The organism is bacterium, from assembly GCA_016873475.1.
Lineage (GTDB): Bacteria > Krumholzibacteriota > Krumholzibacteriia > JACNKJ01 > JACNKJ01 > VGXI01.
Genome location: VGXI01000063.1, coordinates 1 through 15450 on the forward strand (window position 1 = coordinate 1; position 15450 = coordinate 15450).

Here is a 15450-nt window from a genome sequence, read left to right on the forward strand (position 1 = left end):
GGGGCGCTGCTCGATCCGGAACCCGCGGAGGCGCCGGAGGTGCGGCGCGAGCTGGGCCGCGAGGTGGCGGCCATGCGCGAGGAAGCACTGCAAGACCTGGCGGGGGTAGCCAGCGATGATTGGGAGGTGCCGACCTTTCTGCGCAAGCAGAACGACTAGGGGACGCCCATGCCCTCGCTGCTGAGGCGGCTCTTCGGCGGGCGTCGCGACGAGGACTACAGCGCGGGCATCGCCCTGTACAACGAGGGCCGCTTCGAGGAGGCGATCGCCCGCTTCGAAGCGGCCATCGCCGGGGCGGCGAAGAGCAGCACCACCTACCGCCTCGGCACCTTCTACGCCGCCGAGGCCCACGCGAACATCGGCCGCAGCCTGCTCAGGAGCGAGCACTACGACGAGGCGCGCTTCCACCTCGAGCAGGCCCTCAGCGAGACCCCCAACTTCCCGGACATCCAGTACTGCCTCGGCGTCGCGCTCTTCATGGGCGGCGAGCGCGCGGCGGCCCTGCCCTGCTTCCAGCGCGCCCTCGCGATCAACCCCGACTACATCGAGGCGCGCTGCTTCCTCGCCGTCGCGCTCGACGCGCTGGGGGACGCCGAGGGCGCCCGGCGCGAGCTGCGCCAGGCGGCGGCGCTGCAGTCCGAGATCCCGATCTCGGTGAACCGCTTCCTGCTCGTGCACCTCAAGGAGCGCGAGACGGTGCTGCCCGAGGTGGGGCCGGTGCTCGAGCTGCTCGAGAGCGGCGCCGAGTTCCGCGAGCTCTACGGGGAGGGCATCGCCCAGTTCAACCTGGGCCAGCACGCGCTGGCCGCCGAGCTGCTCGAGCGGGCGGCGGCGATGAAGCCGCACTACGCCGACGTCCAGTGCCAGCTCGGCCTCGCGCGCCTCAAGTGCGGGCGCACGGAGCCGGCGATCGCCGCCTTCGGCCGGGCCCTCACCGTGAACCCGCGCTTCATGGAGGCCGCCTACTTCCTCGGCCTCGCCCAGCTCAAGGCGGGCCACCCGCTGGAGGCCGAGGAGTCCCTCGCCTTCGCGCGCAGCCTGGGCGGGGAGGGCAGCGACCTGCTGCTCCACCTCGCGCAGGCCCGCTTCCAGCTCGGCCGCAACGAGGAGGCGGCCCTGCTCCTCGAGGAGCTCTTGGGGCGGCATCCCGAGCAGAGCCAGGCGCGCTACCTGCTCGGCCTGCTCCGCCACCTCGAGGGCCGCGACGATGAAGCCCTGCGCCTGCTGCGCGAAGCCCTCGGCCACAATCCGTCGCTCGGCGAGGCCGAGGTCGACCTCGCCCTCCTGCACGCCCAGCGCGGCGAGTGGGAAGACGCCGACCCGCACTTCCGGCGCCTGCAGGAGCGCAATCCCGGCGACGCGACCCTGCAGGCCTTCCTCGGCCAGGCCCTGCTCTCGCGCGGGGACCTCGAGGCCGCCCTCGCCGCCTTCACCCGCGCGCTGGACTTGGCGCCGGGCGACCTCTACGCCCTGCGCGGGCGCCTGCGCTGCGAGCTGCGCCTGGGCCGCCTCGCCAAGGCCGAGGCTCTGCTCGCGCCCCTGCTCGCGGCGCACCCGGACTACCCCGACCTGCTCAAGCTGCGCGGCGACCTCGCCTTCAAGCGCGGCGAGTACGGCGCGGCGGCCGCCGACTACCGCGCCGCGCTCGCGCTGGCGCCGCGCTACCTGGAGGCCGAGCTGGCCCTCGCGCTCGCCCTGCGCAATCAGGGCCGGAGCGCGGAGGCGACGGCCCTGCTCGCCCCGCTCGTCGCCCAGCACCCCGAGCGCCTGGAGCTGCGCCACCTGCTCGACGAGCACTTCGCGCTGGCCGAGTTCGAGGACGCCGAGAGCGATTAGCGCCGCGCCGAGCGCCGCCTGCCGCGCGGCCGCGCTTGTCAGCGCGCGCGGCAGGGTCTAGGCTGCCCCGCATGCAGAGCGGCGGCGCGCGCGCAGAGGGCCTCCAGCGCCCGGTGCAGTTCCTCAAGGGCGTCGGTCCGCGCCGCGCGGCCGACCTCGCGAGGCTCGGCCTCCACACGGCCGAGGATCTGCTCCTGCACTTCCCCCGCGACTACCTGGACCTCGGCGAGAGCCTGCCGCTCGCAGCGCTCACGCCCGGCCTGCGCGCCACGGTGCGCGGGCAGGTGCTGGCCAGCGCCGAGCGGCGGCCGCGCCAGGGCCTGGGCATCCTCACCGTGCTCATCGACGACGGCACGGGCCGGCTGCAGCTCGTCTTCTTCAACCAGCCCTACCTGAAGAAGCAGCTCGCCAACGGCGTGCAGGTCGTGGCCAACGGCGAGGCGGCGCCGTTCCGGGGCGCGCTCCAGATGCAGTCGCCCGAGCTGGAGATCCTCGGCGAGGAGGAGAGCCCGCGCCTGCTCGGGCGGCGCATCCTGCCGCTCTATCCGGCGACGCGCGGCGTCGGCCAGCGCTGGCTGCGCCGCCTGCTCGATGGCCTCCTCGCGGAGCCCGGGCTCGTCGCCGGTCTGCCCGAGATCCTGCCCGCGGAGTGGCTGCGCGCCGAGGGCTGGCCGGCGCGGGGCGCCGCGCTGCGGGCGATCCACTTCCCCGAGGATCGCGATGAACTGGCCAGCGCCCGCGAACGGCTCAAGTTCGAGGAGCTCTTCCTGCTGCAGCTCCTCGCCGCGTTGCGCCGCCGGCAGCTCGCGCGCGAGGCGGGCCCCGTGCTCGCCGGCGGCGAGCGCCTGCTCGCGCCCTTCCTCGCCGGCCTGCCCTACCAGCTCACCGCGGCGCAGGCGCGGGCGCTCGCCGAGATCCGCGGCGATCTCGCGAGCGGCGGCCGCATGAACCGCCTGCTCCAGGGCGACGTCGGCTGCGGCAAGACGGTGGTCGCGCTCGCCGCGCTGCTGCTCGCCGCCGAGGGCGGCTACCAGGGCGCCTTCATGGTGCCGCTCGAGGCCCTCGCGCGGCAGCACTTCGCGAACTGGGCGGGGCCCCTGGCCGCGCTCGGCCTGCGCGCGGGGCTCCTGCTCGGCGGCGGCAGCCAGCCGGCCAAGGAGCGGCGCTCGGTGCTCGCGGGCCTGGCCGACGGCGCCATCGACATCGCCTTCGGCACGCAGGCCCTGATCCAGGACGAGATTCGCTTCGCGCGCCTCGGGCTCGCCGTCGTCGACGAGCAGCACCGCTTCGGCGTGCTCCAGCGCGCGGGCCTCAGGGAGCGCGGCGCGCCGCACGTGCTCGTGATGACGGCGACGCCCATCCCGCGCTCGCTGGCGATGACCGTCTACGGCGACCTGGAACTCAGCGTGATCGACAGCCTGCCGCCCGGCCGGCCGGGCCTCGTCACCCGCCTCGCGACCGAGGAGCAGCTCCCGCGCATCCACGCCTTCCTGCGCGAGCGCGTCGCAGCAGGCGAACGCGCCTTCCTCATCTTCCCCCTGGTGGAGGAGGGCGATCAAGCCGAGCTGGCGGCGGCCACGCAGGCCTACGAGGAGCTGGCGGCCGGGCCCCTGGCCGGCCTCGGTTGCGGGCTGATCCACGGGCGGCTCTCGGCGGCGAGGAAGGCCGCGGCGCTGGCCGCATTCCGCAGCGGGGAGCGGCCGGTGCTCGTGGCAACGACGGTGATCGAGGTGGGCATCGATGTGCCCGAGGCCACGCTGATGCTGATCCACAACCCCGAGCGCTTTGGCCTCAGCCAGCTCCACCAGCTGCGCGGGCGCATCGGCCGCGGGCGGCAGAAGAGCTACTGCATCCTCGTCGCGCCGGCCGGGATGGGCGAGACGAGCCGCGAGCGCCTGGAGACCTTCGTCAAGCATCGCGACGGCTTTCGCCTCGCCGAGGAGGACCTGCGCCTGCGCGGGCCGGGCGAGCTCTTCGGGCAGCGCCAGCACGGGCGGCCCGAACTCAGCCTCGCCCATCCGCTGGCCGACGCGCGGCTGGTCGCCCTCGCCCGCGAGCGGGCGGCGGCCTTGGTCGCCCGCGACCCCGAGCTGGCGGCCGCCGATCTGCGCGCGCTCCGGGAGCTCCTCCAGCGGGTCTACCGGGAGCGGCTGCTCCTCGCCGGGGTCGGCTGAGCACTCCGCCGGGCATGCCGATTGCAGCCCCTCGCGGAGCCTGGCCGCCGAGGCCAGCTCGCTGAGCACGGAGCGCGCATGACGGCCCAGACCCTATGCTGTCCGAGCTGCGGAGCGACCTACGCTGTTCCGCCTAGCCTGATGGAAAAAGGCGAGTTGCGCGTGCGCTGTCCCCAGTGCCAGCAGGGCTTTCGCCTGCGTTGGGTCCCGCCGGCCGCGCCGCCCGCCACGGCAATTGCTGCCGAGTCGTCGCTCCCGGCCGGCCCGGCCGCAGCGCCCGGGCCGGCGGCGCCGGCCCCCGCCGGGCTCAACGCCCAGCAGGAAGCCCGGCGGGCCCGGCGTTTCGCCAGGGCTCTGGCGGAGAGCATCCTGCAGGGACCGGGCCGGCGCGAGCGGCGGGATCGCGCGCTGGCCGAGGGGCGCCTGATCCCGGAGTTCAGCCGCGAGCTGCGCGAGGCCTGGCGGCTGTATGTCGATAAAGTGGGCGAGGATTACGCCCACAGCTCACCTGCATTCCGAGATGCCTTCAATGAGATCCTCGCCGACGGACAGCCGCTCTTCTGAGGCGGGGCTCCCGGTGGAGCAGGGGCCGCTGTACCTGTGGGCCTGCGACGCTCGTCTGGCAGCCCGCGCCCGGGCGGAGCTCGGCGCCGCGGCGGCTCGGCTGGCGCCCTTGCCGCCGCGAGCGGAGTGGGAGCTCGCCCTGCCTGCCGGCACTTTCGGGGTCTTGCTCACCGCCAGCGGCGAAGAGAGCCTGCCGCCCGCCGAGGCGCTGGCCGCGCTGCGGGCGGCGGGAGGGCGGCTCGTCCTCTTCCTGCCTGCCCTCGACGAGCGCAGCCGGCGGCGCCTCGTCCGTCGCGGCTTCCACGAGGCGCTCGCGCCGCCCTTCGCCGGGCTCGACCTGGGCCGCCTCTTCGCCGACGCCGACCGCCCGCTCGTTCTCGCGCGGCGTTTGCCGGAGTTCGAGGCGCGCGTGGAGAGCCGCGTCGAGTTCCGTCTGCCGGCCGAGCTGCGCTTCGTGGCGCCGGCCGCCGGCTTCCTCTGTCGCCTGGCCCGCGAGCACGGCTTCCACCCGCGCATCTGGGCGGAGGCCCTGCCCCTCGCACTCGACGAAGCCCTCGCCAACGCGATCCGTCACGGCTGCGCGCTGGACCCAGCGAAGGAAGTGCGGGTCTTGGCGCGCTTCGGGCCGCGGCGCCTGCGCGTGCGCATCGAGGACCCGGGGGCCGGATTCGACCCCGAGCGGGTCGCCGATCCCAGGAGTGCCGAAGGTCTGCGGCGCGGCAGCGGCCGCGGCCTGCTGCTGATGCGGGAACTGGTGGATCGGGTGGAGTTCCGCAAGGGCGGGCGCGTCGTGCTGCTCACCGTGCGGCGGCGCGCGGAGGGGGAGACCTAGAACTCCTCCTCCTGCCACTTGCTGGAGTGGATCTCGCCGAGCAGGCCATCGATCTGGCTGCGCACGCGGGCGTTCTGGTCGGGCTCGAAGAGGGCCTTCTTCACGCGGCCGTACTGGTCCTTCTTCAGGTAGCGCAAGGCCTTGATGTCCTTGAGCGAGACGAGGATGTCCTTGCTCGCGCGCACCTCGAGCGGGCGGCCGTCCATGTCCTGGTCGGGGTTGTGGAAGGGATGCATGCCGATGCCCCAGCCGTAGGCGAGCAGGGTGCCGAGCAGGACGCGCAGCGTGTTGCGCCCCTGCACCGTGCTCAGGTCGAGGTCCTCGTCGATGCTGCGCTCCACCTTGTCCACGAGGGCGACCAGTCGCTCCAGGGAGTCCTCGCCGAGCTCGATGTTCAGGAAGCGGGAGAACATTTCCGCCACGACCTTGCGCGACTCCGCCATCGGGGATCTCACCTCGTTGCAAGGATGGACTTTGCGCGCCGCGGCCCAGCGCCGCCCGGGGGCGCGCCGCCGCAGTCGCAAGATCCAGGCCGACTTAGGTAGGCGCTCGGGCCGGCGGCGGTCCTTCCCCCGCAGCGACCCGCGAGAACGGATCTTGCATTCGCCGCCGGGAGGCAAGGCAGCCGGCGGCGCCGCGGCCCCTCCTGGGGCTGCGGACGCTGCGATCAGGACGCACGGGGGACAGCCCCCTGAATCACGGAGCGAGGTGCAGCGTGGCTCTCATCAACCGAGCGGGGCAGGAAGTCAGCGCCAAGGTCGTCTACTACGGCCCGGGTCTGAGCGGCAAGACGACCAATCTCGAGGTGCTCTTCCGCCAAGTCCCCGAAGACCATCGCGGCAAGATGATCTCGATGAAGACGCGCACGGACCGCACGCTCTTCTTCGACCTGCTGCCCCTGAGCGGCGACGCGATCCTCGATTTCAACGTGCGCATCCTGCTCTACACGGTGCCCGGTCAGGTCTACTACAACGCGACGCGGCGGCTCGTGCTCAAGGGCGTCGACGCCGTCGTCTTCGTCGCCGACAGCCAGCGCGGCAAGATGGAGGAGAACCTCGAGAGCCTGGAGAACCTGCGCTCCAACCTGGCGGACATGAACCTCAAGCTCGAGGACCTGCCCTGGGTCATCCAGTACAACAAGCGCGACCTGCCGGACGTGCTCGGCGTGCAGGAGCTCGAGCACGCCCTCAACCCGACGGGCGTGCCCTGCTTCAGCGCGGTCGCGCCGCGCGGCGAGGGCGTGCAGGAGACCCTGCGCGGCGTCACCGAGCATCTGCGGCCCCACTTGCGCGCGCTCGTCGAGAGGGAGATCGGCGAGTCCCTGCGCAGCGGCTCCGCGGCGAACCCCGGCCGCTCGACGCCGCCGGTCGCCGCGCAGCCGCCGCAGGTGGAAATGCCGGCGCTTCGACCGGCGGCGCCGGCACCGCCGCGCAGCGGCCTCAACCTCGATCAGCTCCCCGACCCGCGGGTCGTGGAGATCGCCCCCGGGGATCTCCACGACCAGTCGCTGCGCGGGCAGCGGCCCCTGGTCGACCTCATGGAGGGCAGCGATGTGCGCCACGCCCTGCACAACGTGGAGACGACCGTCGATGCCTCGCCCCTGCGCTCGCTCGCCGACACCCTGCCGGCGCGCGGCAGCGAGGGCCCGCCGGCCGGCGCGCAGCCGCCGGACCGCCTGGCGGCGGCGCCGTTCAGCCGACCCGTCCCGCGCGTGGTCCCGGAGATCGTGGAACTCGATTCCCCCTCGGCAGCGCCGCCGGCGCCGGCCGTCCCGCCCACGCCGCCTCGGCCCGCCGCGTCGGCGCCGCCGTTGCGGCCGGCCTCGCCCGCCGCGCCGGTCCCTCCGGCCGCGACGACGCGCCCCGGTGACGCGCCGCCCATCCAGCGCTCGGCGCCGCTCTGGGCCTCGCCGCCGCTGGCCGCGCAGGCCCCCGCGACTCCTCCCGCCGCGCCGGTGATCCCGCGCTCCGCCCCGCTCTGGGCTTCGGCGCCGCCCGCACCGAGCGCGCCGCCCGCAGCCGCTGCGCCGCCCGCACCGAGCGGAGCGGCTGCGCCGCCGCCGAGCGCCAGCGAGAGCAGCTCCGACCGGCCGCTCACACTGCGCGTTCCGCGCGCCCTGCTCGAGCGGGGCGAGTTGCAGATCCGCCTGATCGTCGAGGAGGCGCCGGCGCCCTCGGCCCTGTCGAGCGCAGGCGGCGGTGGGGGCCTGGCCGAGCCGGGCGCCTCCCGCAGCAGCGCCGCCTTCAGCGAGGAGCGGACCGCGGACCTGAAGCCGAGCCTGAGCCTGGAGAGCGACCTCGGCGCGCCGGTTGCGCCGGTCCCGCAGGCGGCGCCCGAACCTGTGGCGAGCGCGACGGCCGCGCCCGGCCGCGCGGGCGGCGTCTCACGGCCGGCCGGCACCGGCATGCGCTTCGCGCTGCGCAACGGCGAGCTGGTCCCGCTGGACTAGCCCAGCGCGCCGGCGGAGCGCGCTTGACAGCCCGCCGGGGCGCGACTAGCCTTCCGGGGTCGGGGAGGGCCGCCTTGACCATGAGCAAGCGCATTCTCGTCGTCGACGACGAGGCCAGCATTCGCACTCTCTACAGTCAGGAGCTGCGCGACGAGGGTTACCTCGTCCAGGCGGTGGCTTCGGCCGAGGAGGCCTCTCTCGCGCTGGCCGAGCAGCCGGTGGACCTGGTGATCCTCGACATCGAGCTGCCGGGCAAGGACGGTCTGGCTTACTTGCGCGAGGTCATGGAGCAGTACCGGGACCTGCGCGTGGTGATCAACAGCGCCTACCACAGCTACAAGGACGACTTCACCTCCTGGTCCGCGGAGGCCTCCCTGGTCAAGTCGTCGGACCTGGATCCGCTGAAGGCGACGGTCCGGGAACTGCTAACGAAGTGACGCGTTGGGGCGCCCACCGCCCCCGCCGGGAGAAGCCATGGCGATTCGCCGCCCGCTCGCACTGCTCGCCCTGCTCGCACTGCTCGCACTGCCCGCCCTGGCTGTCGCCGATACGGTAGCGCATCCCTTCGCCGCCCTGCCGGCGCCAGGCGCGCCGAGCAAGCTCGGTCTCGATCGCCTGCAGTGGGGGACGACGGCGCTCAGCTACAGCCAGAGCTGGAGCGCGGGGCGCAGCAGCTCCCTGGGCCTGCTCACCAAGGATCTGCGCGTGCCGCTCGGCCGCGGCCTCGACTTCAACGCCCGCTTCGGCCTCGCCTTCGCGCCCGGCAGCCAGTCGCTGGGCACGGGCGAGGAGGGCGCTCGCTTCGTCCTGCCCTTCGCCGCGCTCGACTGGCAGCCGAGCGAGAACCTCCAGCTGCGCCTCGAGGTGGGTCAGGGCCTGGGTCTCTACGATCCCTATGCGGCCTACGGCTGGCGCCGCTCCGGCCTCGCCTCGCCGCTGCGCGAGCGCAGGGCGACCGACGCGCCGCTCGCCGACGAGTAGTCGCTCAACATTGTCTTGACCGTCTTTCGCGGCCCCTCCTATCCTGCCGCCGGCTCGACGGCAACCGGGAGGCTGGTGCGCGCATGAGTCCCCTGAACTGGTACCGCAAGATGCAGCGGCGCTCGCAGCGGCGGGCCACCCTCGATGCGCTCTGCTCGGAGGCCGCCCGCGACGCCGAGGCCGCCCTGCGCTGGCTCGACGAGCGCCTGGCCCGCGGCGAACGCGCGGAGATCGAGGCCTTCTTCGAGGAGATCCCCGACCCCTTCGCGCTACCGGTCGCGGCCTACGCCGAACTGATCGAGCGCAGCTACCGGGCGGAACTCTTCGAGGCCGGCTTGCGCCTGGCCGCGGCCTGGCGCCGCAGCGATCCCGAGTCGGCGCGTCCCCTCAACCAGGCCGCGCGCCTGCACAGCCTCGCCGGCCGTTTCGAGCAGGCGCACGAACTGCACAGGCTTGCCCTCGCCCTGCCCAGCGACGCCGCCGAGAGCCACTACCAGCTCGGCTGCACCCTGCTGCGCGAGAACCGCAACCTGGAGGCCGAGGCGGCCTTCCGGGAGGCTCTCGCCCGCGATCCCCGGCTGGCGAAGGCGCACACCAACCTCGGCTTCAGCCTCGACCGCCGCGGCGAGCGCGACGAGGCCATCCTCCATTTCCGCCGGGCCATCCAGCTCGATCCGCACAACGCGATGGGGCACCTGAACCTGGGCGCCCTCTATGGCGAGCGGGGCGACTACGAGCAGGCGATCCACCTCTTCCGGAAGACGGTGGAGCTGGCGCCGGACGGCCTCGAGGGGCGCATGAGCCTGGGCCTCGCCCTCGCCAACTGCAGCCGTTACGGCGAGGCGATCGGCGAGTTCGAAGGCGTGCTCGGCCTGCGCCCGCAGCACGCGGACGCGCGCTTCCACATCGCCCTCTGCCATTCGCGCCTCGGCGCCCACCGCAAGGCGCTCGCCGAGCTGGAACGCGCGGACGCCAAGGACCCGCGCGTTCGTTTCTACCTCGGCCTCTGCTACGTCAACCTCGGCGAGTACGCCAAGGCCCTGCCCTGCTTCCAGCAGGTACTCGAGCTGCACCCCGATGACGCCCGGAGCCACTACTACCTGGGCATCATCTATGATCAGCTCGGGCAGGCAGAAGCGGCGCGGCAGAGCTACCGCCAGGCCGAGGCCCTGGGCCACCGCGCCGGCGTGGCGCGGGCGGTGGGCGCCTAGGGCTGCGGCCCGCCTTGACCGTTTTCCGGCCTTGACCTAGGATAACCCCTTCAATGGCCGCCGCGCGGGCGCCGCGGTTGCGGTCGGGGCGAGGAGCACTTGCGATGAGCGACGGCAGCGTCCGCGCGATGGCGAAGGCCTACGAGCCGGCGAGCGTCGAGGCCAGGCTCTACGCGGCCTGGGAGGCGGGCGGCTACTTCCGCCCGCGCCCCGATCCCGCCGGCCGGCCGCCCTACGTGATCGTCATCCCGCCGCCGAACGTCACCGGCATCCTGCACATGGGCCACGTGCTCGACAATGCGCTACAGGATATCCTCATCCGCTGGCAGCGCATGCAGGGAGTCGAGACCCTCTGGCTGCCCGGCTGCGATCACGCCGGCATCTCCACGCAGAGCGTCGTCGCCAGGAAGCTGCGCGAGCAGGGCCAGGATCCCGAGGCCATGGGTCGCGAGGCCTTCCTCGCCGCGGCCTGGGCCTGGAAGGACGAATACCACGCGCGCATCACGGGCCAGTTGCGCCGCCTCGGCTGCAGCTGCGACTGGGAGCGCGAGCGCTTCACGATGGACGAAGGGCTCAGCCACGCCGTGCAGCGCGTCTTCATCGCGCTCTACGAGGCGGGTCTGATCTATCAGGGCGAGTACATCGTCAACTGGGACGTCCAGGACCAGACCGCGATCAGCGACGAGGAAGTGGAGTTCCAGGAAGTCGACGGCCACCTGTGGCACCTGCGCTACCCGCTGATCGGCGGCGAGGGCTCGCTCGTGGTGGCCACCACGCGCCCGGAGACGATGCTCGGCGACACGGCGATCGCGATCAACCCCGGCGACGCGAGCAAGGCCGCCTACCGCGGCCGCCGCGCGCGCCTGCCGCTGGTGGGCCGCGAGCTGCCGATCATCGAGGACGATTTCGTCGATCCCGAGTTCGGCACCGGCTTCGTCAAGGTGACGCCGGCCCACGACCCCAACGACTTCGCGATGGGCCAGCGGCACGGTCTCGAGCGGGTGCAGGTGATCGGGCCCGATGGCCGCATGAGCGCCGCCGCCGGCGAGTACGCCGGCCTGACGCGCGAGGAAGCGCGCCGCGCCGTGCTGGCCGCGCTCGAGGCCCAGGAACTCGTCGTGAAGGTCGAGCCCTACCGGCACAGCGTGGGCCACGGCCAGCGCAGCGGCCTGCCGATCGAGCCCATGGTCTCCACGCAGTGGTACGTGCGCATGGCCGAGCTCGCCGAGCCGGCCATCGCAGCCGTCGCCGAGGGCCGCGTGCGCTTCACCCCCGCCCGCTGGGAAAAGACCTACAGGCACTGGATGGAGGGCATCCGCGACTGGTGCATCAGCCGCCAGCTCTGGTGGGGGCATCGCATTCCCGTCTGGACCCATGCGGTGACCGGCGAGCGGCGCGCGGCGACGGCGGCCCCGGACGCCAGCGGCCACTGGCGCCAGGATCCCGACGTGCTCGACACCTGGTTCTCGAGCTGGCTGTGGCCCTTCTCGACCCTGGGCTGGCCGGAGGCCACGGCGGATCTCGCGCGCTACTACCCCGGCAGCACGCTGGTGACGGGCCCGGACATCATCTTCTTCTGGGTGGCGCGCATGATCATGGCCGGCCAGCGCTTCGCGGGCGACGTGCCCTTCCGCGACGTCTTCCTGCACGGCATCGTGCGGGACAAGCAGGGCCGCAAGATGAGCAAGAGCCTTGGCAACAGCCCCGACCCGCTCGAGCTCTTCGACCGCTACGGCGTCGACGCCGTGCGCTTCTCGATGACGATGCTCACGCCCCTGGGCGGCGACTATCTCTTCGAGGACAAGCACATGGAGATGGGCCGCAACTTCGCCAACAAGCTCTGGAACGCGAGCCGCTACGTGCTCATGCAGCTGGCGGAGCGGGGCGAGGGGGCGCTGCTGCCGGCCAGCGCCGCCGCCCCGAGCGGGCGCCTGGGCGGCCCCGTGGGCGACTGGCTCGCCGCCGAGTGGCGACCCGCGGCGGCCGGCGCGCTCGCGCCGCTCAGCCTGGAGGACCGCTGGATCCTCAGCCGACTCGTCGCCGTGCGCGAGCAGGTGCAGCGCGACCTGGAGGGCTTCCGCTTCGGCGACGCCGCCCGCGGCCTCTACGACTTCCTCTGGAAGGAGTACTGCGACTGGTACCTGGAGCTGACCAAGCCGCGCGTCTACGGCGAGGATCCCCGCGCCGCGGCCACGGCCCTGCTCACGGCCGCCGGCGTGCTCCACGCGACCCTGCGCCTGCTGCACCCCTTCATGCCCTACGTGACGGAGGCGATCTGGGAGCGCTTTCCCGGCGCGGCCGACCGCCTGATCGTCGCGCCCTGGCCGGCGCCGCCGGCCGCGCTGCGGGACGAGGCGGCCGAGCGCGAACTCGACTTCCGCATCGCCCTGATCTCCAGCGTGCGCGGCCTGCGCCAGGAGCTGGGCCTGCCGCCCGGCCGCGAGCTGACCCTGATCCTGCGCGGCGAGGGCCAGGCCCTGGCCGCCCAGCTCGGGGCGGCGCGACCTTTCCTTGCCAGCTTGGCCAAAGTGTCCGACTATCGCCTCGAGCCGCCCTCGCCGCGCAAGCCCAAGCCCGCGGCGGGCGCCTTCCTGCCCGGCCTCGAGATCTGGCTGCCGCTCAGCGGTCTCGTCGATCTTGCCGAGGAGCGGCGGCGGCTCGAGAAGGAGCTTGCCAAGCTGCAGCGCGAGATCGCCGGCAGCGAGGCGAAGCTGGCGAGCGCAGGCTTCCGTGCTCAGGCGCCCGCCGAGGTGGTGGCGCAGGTGGAGGCGCGGCTGGCGCTGGGGCGCGATACCGCACGCCGCCTGGGCGAGAGCCTGGAGAACTTGCGGGAGGACAATGACTGAGCGCACCCTCGGCGAGCGCATCCGGCAAGCGCGCGAGAGCCGTGGCTTGAGCCTCGAGGCGGTCGGCCGGGAGACGCGCCTGGCGCTCTCCGTCCTCCGCGCCCTCGAGGAGGACCGGCGCGCCGACCTGCCGGGCGACCTCTACGTCGCCAATGCGCTGCGCATGCTCGCGGAGCTGCTCGAGCTCGACCGCGGCGAACTCCTCAGCCTCTACCGCGCCGGCCAGGGGATCAGCGCGCCGGGCAGCTTCGGCCCCAGCGGTCGCGTCTGGCGAGAGGAAGTGCCGGAGACGCGCCTGGGCGGCTGGCAGCCGGGGCGGGGCCTCTGGCTGGCCCTCGGCGCCGTCGTCGTTGCGGGCGCCCTGCTCGCCACCGCGCTCTCCGTCTCCCGCCGCGAGGCGCCCCCCGGCCGGCTGGCCGAGCCGCCGGCGCCAGCCGCGGTGAGGGAAGCGCCAGCCATCGACGCCTCGCTCGGCCCCGTGGAGGCGCCACCGCCCGAGGAGGCGATCGCGAAGGCGCGCGCCGACTCCGTCGCCGCCGCCGCCGCCTGGGCGCAGGGCCCGCTGGCGCTCTCCGACAGCGGCGACGTGGCGATGCGGAGCGCTCCGCCCGCCCGCGCTGCGCTGCGCCTGGAGGTGGATGCCGCGCTGCCCTGTCGCCTCGAGCTCAACGTCGACGATCGGCTGCAGCTCGCGCGTGCGCTGGGCGCCGGCGACGTCTGGTGGGTCGAGGCCGACAGCTTCGTCGTCCTGAGCGCGGCCAGCGTGAGCGGCCTGGCCCTGCGCCTGAACGGCAGCGACTACCCGCTGCCGGCGGTCCCCACCGGCCAGCCGATCGCGCTGCGCCTGGACGCCCCCGTGACCGTGTCGGCGCCCGGCGACGGCTGATGGCTGTCCCCACCTGAGCGAGAGAGCCGCCCGATGTCCTCGCGCTACCCGCCCGATCTGCTGCTGCGGCTCCACGGCCAGATCCTCGCCCTGCGCGAGAGCGCGCTGGCGCTCGCCGAGGAGCAGGCCGGGCGCCTGGCGGCGATCCCGCCCGACTACGCCGCGAGCGCGCGCAACCTGCTCTACTACCTCGCGGTGCGACGGCACGACATCCGCGCCCTGCAGATCCAGCTCGGCGAGCTGGGCCTCAGCTCGCTCGGGCGCATGGAGGCCCACGTGCTCGCGGCGCTCGAGTCCGTGCTCGCCGCGCTCGAGAGCCTGGGCGCCGCGCCGGCCACGCTGATCGCGACCGGCGTGCAGCCCAGCCGCTTCCGCGAAGGGGACGAGCGGCTCGCCCGCCACGCCGCCGACCTCTTCGGCCCCGAGGCGCCCAACCGCATCGTGCGCATCATGGTCACGCTGCCCAGCGAGGCGGCGCAGGACTACGGGCTCGTGCGCGATCTCGTGGCGAGCGGCATGAACATCGCGCGCATCAACAGCGCCCACGATGAGCCGGCGGCCTGGCAGGCCATGATCGAGCGCGTGCGCCGCGCCGAGGCCGAGACGGGCCGGCCCTGCCGCGTGCTCCTCGATCTGGCGGGACCGAAGCTGCGCACTGGCCCCCTCGCGCCCGGCCCCGAGGTGCTGCGCCTCAGGCCCGAGCGCGACGAGCTGGGACGCATCGGCCAGCCGGCGCGGTTGCGCCTCGTCGCCGAGGGCGCCGAGAGCGTGCCGGCGGGAGAGCGCGCCTTGCCCATCGATGCCGAGCTGCACGCGCTGCTGCGGCCGGGTGACGAACTGCGCCTGCGCGACCTGCCGGGGCGCGCGCGGCGCCTGCGCGTCGTCAGCGGCCCGGGAGGCAGCCTCTGGCTCGAGACGCGCCGCGGGCTCTACTTCGCGAGCGGCCTGCCGGCGAAGCTCTACCGCAAGGGCGCCGAGCTCGCCGAGGGCAGCATCGGCAAGCTGCCGCCCCGCGAGCAGCGGCTCATCCTGCTGCCGGGCGAGACCCTGCTCGTCACCGCGGGCGAGGAGCCCGGGCAGCTCGCGCGGCGCGACCGCGAAGGCGCCGTCCTCGAGCCGGCGCGCATTCCCTGCACGCTGCCGGCGGTCTTCGCCGACACGCGGCCCGGCGATCGGATCCTCTTCGACGACGGGCGCCTCGAGGGCGTGATCCGCGAGACGACGCCCAGCTTCCTGCGCGTCGAGATTCGCCGCGCGGCCGCAACGGGCACGCGCCTGCAGGCCGACCGCGGCATCAACCTGCCCGACACGGACCTCTCGCTCTCGCCGCTCACGGAGGCCGACCTCGCTCAGCTCGACTTCGCGGTCCGGCACGCCGACCTGGTGGGGATGTCCTTCGTGCGCCGGCCCGAGGACGTGGCGGCGCTGCACGCCGAGCTGGCCCGCCGCGGGGGCGAGGCGCTCGGCGTCGTGCTCAAGATCGAGACGCGCGCCGCCTTCGAGAACCTGCCGAGCCTGCTGCTCGCGGCGCTCGGCCGCCCGCCGGCGGGCGTGATGGTGGCGCGCGGGGACCTCGGCGTCGAGCTGGGCTTCGAGCGCATGGCCGAGGTGCAGGAGGAGATCCTCTGGCTGGCCGAGGCCGCGCACCTGCCCGTGATCTGGGCGACGGGC

11 protein-coding genes and 1 pseudogene are annotated in these 15450 nt (G+C 74.0%); 11 read left to right on the forward strand and 1 reads right to left on the reverse strand.

Features of this window, described 5'->3' with window-relative positions; genetic code table 11:
- Positions 1–168 precede the first annotated feature (168 nt).
- From FJ251_07105 to FJ251_07120, 4 genes are all read left to right on the forward strand, one after another.
- Complete coding sequence (locus FJ251_07105) at positions 169–1836, forward strand: tetratricopeptide repeat protein (protein MBM4117503.1); 1668 nt, start codon at positions 169–171, stop codon at positions 1834–1836.
- Positions 1837–1907: 71 nt separating this feature from the next.
- Positions 1908–4010 (forward strand): ATP-dependent DNA helicase RecG, encoded by a 2103-nt coding sequence (gene recG / locus FJ251_07110; GenBank protein ID MBM4117504.1) that lies wholly within the window; start codon positions 1908–1910, stop codon positions 4008–4010.
- 78 nt (positions 4011–4088) lie between these two features.
- Positions 4089–4574 carry a hypothetical protein gene (locus FJ251_07115; protein ID MBM4117505.1) on the forward strand — a complete coding sequence of 162 codons (486 nt, stop codon included), beginning with the start codon at positions 4089–4091 and terminating at the stop codon, positions 4572–4574.
- Positions 4480–5406, forward strand: a complete 927-nt coding sequence (locus tag FJ251_07120) for an ATP-binding protein (protein MBM4117506.1) — start codon at positions 4480–4482, stop codon at positions 5404–5406. The genes FJ251_07115 and FJ251_07120 overlap by 95 nt, the downstream gene beginning before the upstream one ends.
- Here the strand turns inward: FJ251_07120 and FJ251_07125 are convergent.
- Entirely contained in the window at positions 5403–5849 is a 447-nt protein-coding gene (locus tag FJ251_07125) for a hypothetical protein (protein MBM4117507.1), read from the reverse strand. The genes FJ251_07120 and FJ251_07125 overlap by 4 nt on opposite strands.
- 272 nt (positions 5850–6121) lie before the next feature.
- On the opposite strand from FJ251_07125, the pseudogene FJ251_07130 reads away from it, so the two are divergent.
- The 7 genes and pseudogenes from FJ251_07130 to FJ251_07160 all read left to right on the forward strand — a co-directional run.
- Positions 6122–6676, forward strand: a pseudogene (locus FJ251_07130) (GTPase domain-containing protein).
- 1259 nt (positions 6677–7935) lie between these two features.
- Positions 7936–8292 (forward strand): response regulator, encoded by a 357-nt coding sequence (locus tag FJ251_07135; GenBank protein MBM4117508.1) that lies wholly within the window; start codon positions 7936–7938, stop codon positions 8290–8292.
- 37 nt (positions 8293–8329) lie between these two features.
- Positions 8330–8836 carry a hypothetical protein gene (locus tag FJ251_07140; protein MBM4117509.1) on the forward strand — a complete coding sequence of 169 codons (507 nt, stop codon included), beginning with the start codon at positions 8330–8332 and terminating at the stop codon, positions 8834–8836.
- A gap of 83 nt (positions 8837–8919) precedes the next feature.
- Positions 8920–10047: a tetratricopeptide repeat protein gene (locus FJ251_07145; protein MBM4117510.1), complete on the forward strand. Its 1128-nt coding sequence runs from the start codon at positions 8920–8922 to the stop codon at positions 10045–10047.
- Positions 10048–10175: 128 nt separating this feature from the next.
- Positions 10176–12893 (forward strand): valine--tRNA ligase, encoded by a 2718-nt coding sequence (locus FJ251_07150; protein ID MBM4117511.1) that lies wholly within the window; start codon positions 10176–10178, stop codon positions 12891–12893.
- A complete protein-coding gene (locus FJ251_07155; protein ID MBM4117512.1) occupies positions 12886–13779 on the forward strand; it encodes a helix-turn-helix domain-containing protein in 894 nt (297 codons plus the stop codon). The genes FJ251_07150 and FJ251_07155 overlap by 8 nt, the downstream gene beginning before the upstream one ends.
- Positions 13780–13812: 33 nt before the next feature.
- Positions 13813–15450: pyruvate kinase (locus FJ251_07160; GenBank protein MBM4117513.1), on the forward strand; the 1638-nt coding region annotated here is incomplete at its 3' end.